Source organism: Lacticaseibacillus parakribbianus, assembly GCF_025490915.1.
Taxonomy (GTDB): domain Bacteria; phylum Bacillota; class Bacilli; order Lactobacillales; family Lactobacillaceae; genus Lacticaseibacillus; species Lacticaseibacillus parakribbianus.
The window spans coordinates 74,298-80,537 of sequence record NZ_JANQBA010000012.1 but is presented as its reverse complement, the minus strand read 5'-3'; the positions used below and the strand labels follow the sequence as shown (position 1 = coordinate 80,537).

At 60.7% G+C, this 6,240-nt stretch carries 7 protein-coding genes; 5 read left to right on the top strand and 2 right to left on the bottom strand.

All coding sequences use genetic code 11. From position 1 onward, the window contains the following. Window positions 1–256 precede the first annotated feature (256 nt). Window positions 257–1,639, bottom strand: a complete 1,383-nt coding sequence (locus NUH19_RS10380; protein ID WP_262316486.1) for an APC family permease — start codon at window positions 1,637–1,639, stop codon at window positions 257–259. Window positions 1,640–1,662: 23 nt separating this feature from the next. Then, window positions 1,663–2,316: a lysophospholipid acyltransferase family protein gene (locus NUH19_RS10375; RefSeq protein ID WP_262316485.1), complete on the bottom strand. Its 654-nt coding sequence runs from the start codon at window positions 2,314–2,316 to the stop codon at window positions 1,663–1,665. Between the two features lie 104 nt (window positions 2,317–2,420). On the opposite strand from NUH19_RS10375, the gene NUH19_RS10370 reads away from it, so the two are divergent. The 5 genes from NUH19_RS10370 to pyrH all read left to right on the top strand — a co-directional run bounded on the left by NUH19_RS10370 (window position 2,421) and on the right by pyrH (window position 6,237). Continuing rightward, window positions 2,421–3,152, top strand: a complete 732-nt coding sequence (locus NUH19_RS10370) for a tRNA1(Val) (adenine(37)-N6)-methyltransferase (protein WP_262316484.1) — start codon at window positions 2,421–2,423, stop codon at window positions 3,150–3,152. After that, entirely contained in the window at window positions 3,145–3,408 is a 264-nt protein-coding gene (locus NUH19_RS10365) for a GIY-YIG nuclease family protein (protein WP_262316483.1), read from the top strand. Before NUH19_RS10370 ends, NUH19_RS10365 begins: the two co-directional genes overlap by 8 nt. Before the next feature lie 162 nt (window positions 3,409–3,570). After that, window positions 3,571–4,362: a 30S ribosomal protein S2 gene (gene rpsB / locus NUH19_RS10360; protein WP_262316482.1), complete on the top strand. Its 792-nt coding sequence runs from the start codon at window positions 3,571–3,573 to the stop codon at window positions 4,360–4,362. A 97-nt stretch (window positions 4,363–4,459) separates the two neighbouring features. Beyond that, window positions 4,460–5,332 (top strand): translation elongation factor Ts, encoded by an 873-nt coding sequence (tsf, locus tag NUH19_RS10355; protein ID WP_262316481.1) that lies wholly within the window; start codon window positions 4,460–4,462, stop codon window positions 5,330–5,332. Between the two features lie 185 nt (window positions 5,333–5,517). Continuing rightward, the gene (gene pyrH, locus NUH19_RS10350) at window positions 5,518–6,237 is read left to right on the top strand and encodes a UMP kinase (RefSeq protein ID WP_262316480.1); all 720 of its coding nucleotides are present in this window, start codon (window positions 5,518–5,520) and stop codon (window positions 6,235–6,237) included. Window positions 6,238–6,240: the final 3 nt, after the last annotated feature.

The following is a 6,240-nucleotide window of genomic DNA, read 5'->3' as shown; positions in this document are numbered from 1 at the left end:
CTTGGAATCAGCATCTAAAGCCAGCAACTAGCGAAACCGCGTAAGCAATGAAGGGTCGCAATCCAAAAATAGGATTGCGGCCCTTCTCAGTTTGCAAGACGGTCGATTATTGGGTGCTTACGAATAATCATCCAAAACCAGTGTAAGCCCTGCCATTGTGGCCGTCAATTTTTAAGCTCACGCCGTCAGACATGCGCTTCGGCAGCTTTGGTCAACCAAAAAAGCGCCTGGCACCAGGCGCTTGCAACGGTCTTGGTTAATGATGTGCGGTCGCATGCCGGAAGCCATAGGCGAAGTACACGACCAGGCCGAGCCCGAACCACACCAGGCTCATCAGCCAGGTCTCGCGGCTCAGCTGACTCATCAAAAGCAGGCAAAACAAAAACGAGACAATCGGCACCACCGGGTAGCCCGGCACCTTGAAGCCGGGGTTGTCGATGCGCTCGTGGCGCCTGAGCGGAATGATGCCCAAAGACACGAAGGCAAAGGCGATCAGCGTCCCGATGTTGACCAGGTTGACCAGCTGGGTCAAAGGCACCAGGCCGCCCATCACCGCGATGATCAGCGTGACGGTCCACAGCGCGTTTTCCGGCAGCTGCTGGCGAACTCGGCCGAACCAGGCCGGCAGCAGGCCGTCGCGGCCGATGGCGTAGACCAGGCGACTGGACGAGTAGATCATGGTGACCATCATCGTGAACATACCAGCCAAGGCGCCGACTGCGATGATGCCGCCCAGCTGCGGTTGGTGAATCACAGTCAGCGCAAAGGAAACCGGGTCGGCGACGTCAAGCCTGGTGTAAGAGACGATGCCGGTCAACACCACCGCCACGGCGACGTACAGCAAAGTGGCGATAATCAGAGTGCCGATGATGCCGCGCGGCAGCGTTTTTTGCGGGTCGCGCACTTCCGGCGCCGAGGCCGACACGGCGTCGAAGCCGAGGTAGGCGAAAAACACCAACGACGCGCCGGCCAGCACGCCCTTGTAGCCGAAGGGCAGGTAGGGCTGCCAGTTCAGCGGCCGGATGTAAAAGGCGCCGACGACCACGAACAAGGCGATGATCGCAAGCTTCACCACCACCATCGCCCGGTTGACCTTCATCGAGGTCGACATGCCGCGCGACAGCATGAAGCCGATGATCAGCACCACCACCACGGCGATCAGGTTGACGTAGGTGCCGTGGGCCGGGTCGAAGGCCCCGGCTAAGGCGTGGGGCAAGGCGAGGTGAAACCCGCTGAGCAGGCTTTGGAAGTAGGCGGCAAAGCTGGTGGAAACCGCGGCCACCGCCAGCATGTACTCGAGAATCAGCGCCCAGCCGATGATCCAGCCGAACACCTGGCCGAACACGATGTTGCCGTAAGCGTAGGCGGAGCCGGCCACCGGCAGGGCGGAGGCGAACTCCGCGTAGCACATCGCGGCCAGGCTGCAGACGACGGCGGCCAGCACGAAGGCCAGCGTGATGCCGGGGCCGCTGGTGGTCGCCGCGACCGTGCCGGGCAGGATGAAGATGCCGGTGCCGATGACGGCGCCGATGCCCAAGGCGATCAGGTCGCGGGTGGTCAGCGTTCGCGCCAGCTGGTGGTCGGCCGAAAGCGTTCGGTCCAAGTCGGGCTTAACGGTCAGTCGTTGCCAAAACGTCATGGGGTGGTCCTTTCTGGGCGGCGTCACTTGAGTTTGCCCGCCTTTTTCTCCAGCTCGTACTTCTTTTGGTCCGGCACGTAGGTGAAGTTCGGGTCAATCGCGTGGTCGATCGCGTCAAAGGCCGCCTGCATCTGATCGCCGATGGCCTGCGTCTGGTCTTCGGTCAGCCGGCCGCCGGGCACGGCGATCGGCTCGCCGAAGCGAACGGTGACGCGCTTGCGCAAGAACAGCTGCGAGAAGCGAACCGGGCCCTGGTAGACGGCCGGCACCAGCGGCACCCGGGCGAGCTTGGCGATCAAAATCGCCCCGCCCTTGAGCTGGTTGGAGTAGCGCGTGCCGGAGGGAAAGACGATGATCGACAGGTCCTGGTTTTTGATCATCTTGACCGGCGTCTTGATCACGCTCGGGCCGGGGTTGGCGCGGTTGACGCCAAAGGCATTGGCGTGGACCAGAATCCAGCGCAGGATGGGGTTGTGAAACAGCTCCTCCTTGGCCATGAAGCCGTAGCGCCGCGGCGAGCCGGCCACGGCAAAAAAGATGGGGTCCCACCAGGTGCGGTGCGGCCCCACCAGCACGTACGGCCCCTTGGGCAGCGCCGCTTTATTCTCGTAGTGCGTGTTGCCGTTGATGATGAAGATCAAAAACCGGGCGACGACGCGGATGAATCGGTAAAACATCTGGCCACTTCCTTTGTGGATTTTTGCTGGCATCATTATACCACACGCCCGTGCGTCGCCTAGCGCCAGATGGTATGATAAGAGGCAACAGCAGGGGGGAGAACATGGACTTACTAGACGACGAGCGCATCGACCAGCTCCAAAGCCAAGGCGTGCGCCTCATTCAATCCAAGACGGTGTTTGCGTTTTCGCTGGACGCGGTGCTTTTGGCCGCCTTCGCCGAGGTCAAAAAAACGTCGCGGGTGGTGGATCTGGCGGCCGGCAACGGCGCGGTGGGGCTGTTCGTGGCGCCACGCACAAAGGGGCAGGTGACCTTGATCGAGCTGCAGCCGCGCCTGGCCGACATGGCCCAACGTTCGGTGGCCCTGAACGGGTTTGAGCACGTCGACGTGCATCGGCTGGACCTCAAGGACGCAAGCCGGGTGGTGGCCAACGATTCGGTCGACGTGGTCACCTGCAACCCGCCGTACTTCAAAGTGCAACCCGGAAGCGTCCAAAATCCCAACCAGCACTTGGCGCTGGCCCGCCACGAGCTGACCACCGACTTCAAGACCGTGTGTGAGGTGACCGCCGGGCTGCTGAAGTACCAGGGTAAGGCCTTTTTTGTTCACCGGCCGGACCGGTTGGCGGAGCTGTTGTCCACGATGGTGGCGGCCGGCCTTGCGCCCAAGCGGGTGCGGTTCGTGCATCCCAAGGCCGAGCGTGAGGCCAACATGGTCTTGATCGAGGGCATCAAGGCCGGCAAGCCCGATGGCATGCGCATCCTGCCGCCGCTGACGGTTTACGGCCCCGACGGTCACTACGGCGCGGAGGTGACCCGACTGCTTTATGGCTAAACCCTACTATTTTTATGTCCTGCTTTGCGCGGATGGGACCTTCTACGGCGGCTTCACCGATGACGTCGGCCAGCGCGTCGCCACCCACAACGCCGGCAAGGGCGCCAAGTACACCATGCGGCGGCGGCCGGTGCGGCTGCTTTACGCGGCGGCCTTTGCGACCAAGCACGACGCCTTGTCGGCGGAGTGGCACTTCAAGCACCAAAGCCGCGCGGCCAAGGAGGCCTTCTTGGCCGCACACGATATTTCTTGGTGATGTCAAGCGATAATGCTTGTCAAACCGGCCGGCCTTTTGTATACTTGACCAAGTGTGAAAACACAACTCACATTCCGGCGTGATCGAAGGCGCGGTGCTGCGTTGCAGTCTGCCTGCGAGGTGAGCGTTGGAAGAGGAAAAAACCATATTGGAGGACTACACATGTCTGTATTAAGCATGAAGCAACTGCTTGAAGCCGGTGTCCACTTCGGTCACCAGACCCGTCGCTGGAACCCGAAGATGAAGCCATTCATCTTCACGGAACGCAACGGCATCTACATCATCGATCTGCAAAAGACCGTTAAGATGGTTGACGACGCCTACAACTTCGTCAAGGAAGAGGCCGCTGACGGTGGCGTGTTCCTGTTCGTCGGGACCAAGAAGCAGGCCCAAGACGCGATTGCCGAAGAAGCGACCCGCGCCGGCCAGTTCTACGTCAACCACCGCTGGCTCGGCGGCACGCTGACCAACTGGAACACCATCCAGACCCGGATCAAGCGCCTCAAGGACATCAAGAAGATGGCCGAAGACGGCACCTTCGACAAGCTGCCGAAGAAGGAAGTTTCCCTGCTCAAGAAGCAGCAAGAGAAGCTGACCAAGTTCCTCGGCGGGATCGAAGACATGCCACGCATTCCAGACGTGCTGTTCATCGTTGACCCACGCAAGGAAAAGATTGCGGTTCAGGAAGCACAAAAGCTGAACATCCCGATCGTTGCGATGGTCGATACCAACACCGACCCAGACGACATCGATGTCATCATCCCGTCGAACGACGATGCGATTCGCGCCGTTCGCCTGATCACGGCAAAGATGGCCGATGCGATCGTTGAAGGCAACCAGGGCGAAGACCAAGAAGACGCTGCACCGGTTGAGCAAGCCGCAGGCGACGCCAAGGTCGATTCCATCGAAGACATCGTTGAAGCCGTTGAAGGCGACAACCAGGATGCCGAATAATACGCTATAACATGGCCGCCGACCGTTTCGCATATCTTTTGCAAGACAATCGGCGGCTTTTTTTGAAAACAAGCACACACTAGGAGGAACGACTAACATGGCAATTACTGCTGCACAAGTGAAGGAATTACGCGATCGCACCCAGGTCGGCATGATGGACGCCAAGAAGGCCTTGGTGGCCGCCGACGGTGACATGGACAAGGCCATCGACGTCCTGCGCGAAAAGGGCCTGGCCAAGGCTGCCAAGAAGGCGGGCAACGTCGCCGCCGAGGGCCTGGCCGACATCGCCATCGCCGGCAACACCGCCGCGGTGATCGAAGTGAACTCCGAAACCGACTACGTTGCGGCCAACGACAAGTTCAAGGACTTCGTCAAGCAGGTCGGCGCCGCCATCGTGGCCAACAAGCCAGCCGACCTCGACGCGGCCTTGGCCCTCGAACTCGACGGGGTTGCCATCGACGCTGCCGCCAAGGCCCTGACCGCCGTAATCGGTGAGAAGATTAGCCTCCGTCGCTTCCAGCTGGTTGAAAAAACCGCCAGCGAAAACTTCGGCGCCTACCTGCACAACGGCGGCCAGATCGCCGCTTTGGTAACGGTTGACGGGGCCGACGAGGAAACCGCGCGTGACATCGCGATGCACGTCGCCGCGATCAACCCGAAGTACCTCGACCGCACCCAGGTGCCGGCCGCCGAACTCGAACACGAAACCGCGGTCTTCACCGAGGAGACCAAGGCCGAAGGCAAACCTGAAAAGATCGTGCCACGCATCGTTGAGGGCCGTGTCAACAAGTGGCTGAGCGAAATCTCCCTGGTCGACCAGGAATTCGTCAAGGATTCCGACAAGACCGTGGCCGAATACGCCAAGAGCAAGAACGGCACCGTCAAGGGCTTCGTTCGCTTCGAAGTCGGCGAAGGCATCGAAAAGAAGCAAGACGACTTCGTTGACGAAGTGATGGGTCAGGTCAAGTAAGACTCGCATGAAGCGTGCTGCGGCACGCTTTTTTTGCGGCCACGGGGGCTTGGCGCCAGCGGCTTGCGGTGGTCGCAAGGCCGCGGTCGTGGGCACACGGTCCTGGCGGCACGGGAGTTTCGCCTCGTGTCGGCGCCGGCTTTGTGATAAACTATTGACAGCAACTAACGGAAGGAAACGTGAACATGGTGAAATACAAGCGAATCGTACTGAAGGTCAGCGGCGAGGCCCTGGCCGGCAAGGAAGGCTTCGGCATCAAGCCGCCGGTGATCCGAAAAATCGCCGAGCAGATCAAGACCGTGCATGACCTCGGCGTCCAGATTGCGATCGTCTGCGGCGGCGGCAACATCTGGCGCGGCGAAACCGGCGCCGAAATGGGCATGGAACGCGCCCAGGCCGACTACATGGGGATGCTGGCGACCGTGATGAACGGCCTGGCGCTGCAAGACAACCTCGAAAGCCTCGGAGTGCCGACGCGGGTGCAGACCTCCATCGAGATGCGCCAGATCGCCGAGCCGTACATTCGGCGCAAGGCCGTGCGGCACCTGGAGAAGGGCCGCGTGGTGATTTTTGCCGGCGGCACCGGCAACCCATACTTCAGCACCGACACCACCAGCGCGTTGCGGGCGGCCGAAATCGGCGCCGACGTGATCTTGATGGCCAAAAACGGCGTCGACGGGGTCTACTCCGCCGACCCGAACAAGGACAGCTCGGCCGTGAAGTTTGAGGAGCTCAGCCACCTGGACATCATCAACAAGAACCTGCACGTGATGGACTCCACCGCCAGCACCTTATCCATGGACAACGACATTCCGTTAGTCGTGTTTAACTTGAACGAACCAGACAACATTAAGCGGGTCGTCGAAGGCGAAAACATCGGGACGACCATCAAAGGGAGAGAATAACAG

Coding starts and splice junctions, on each gene's coding strand:
- NUH19_RS10380 (WP_262316486.1), bottom strand. CDS start 1,639: ATGACGTTTTGGCAACGACTGACCGTTAAGCCCGACTTGGACCGAACG.
- NUH19_RS10375 (WP_262316485.1), bottom strand. CDS start 2,316: ATGTTTTACCGATTCATCCGCGTCGTCGCCCGGTTTTTGATCTTCATC.
- NUH19_RS10370 (WP_262316484.1), top strand. CDS start 2,421: ATGGACTTACTAGACGACGAGCGCATCGACCAGCTCCAAAGCCAAGGC.
- NUH19_RS10365 (WP_262316483.1), top strand. CDS start 3,145: ATGGCTAAACCCTACTATTTTTATGTCCTGCTTTGCGCGGATGGGACC.
- rpsB (WP_262316482.1), top strand. CDS start 3,571: ATGTCTGTATTAAGCATGAAGCAACTGCTTGAAGCCGGTGTCCACTTC.
- tsf (WP_262316481.1), top strand. CDS start 4,460: ATGGCAATTACTGCTGCACAAGTGAAGGAATTACGCGATCGCACCCAG.
- pyrH (WP_262316480.1), top strand. CDS start 5,518: ATGGTGAAATACAAGCGAATCGTACTGAAGGTCAGCGGCGAGGCCCTG.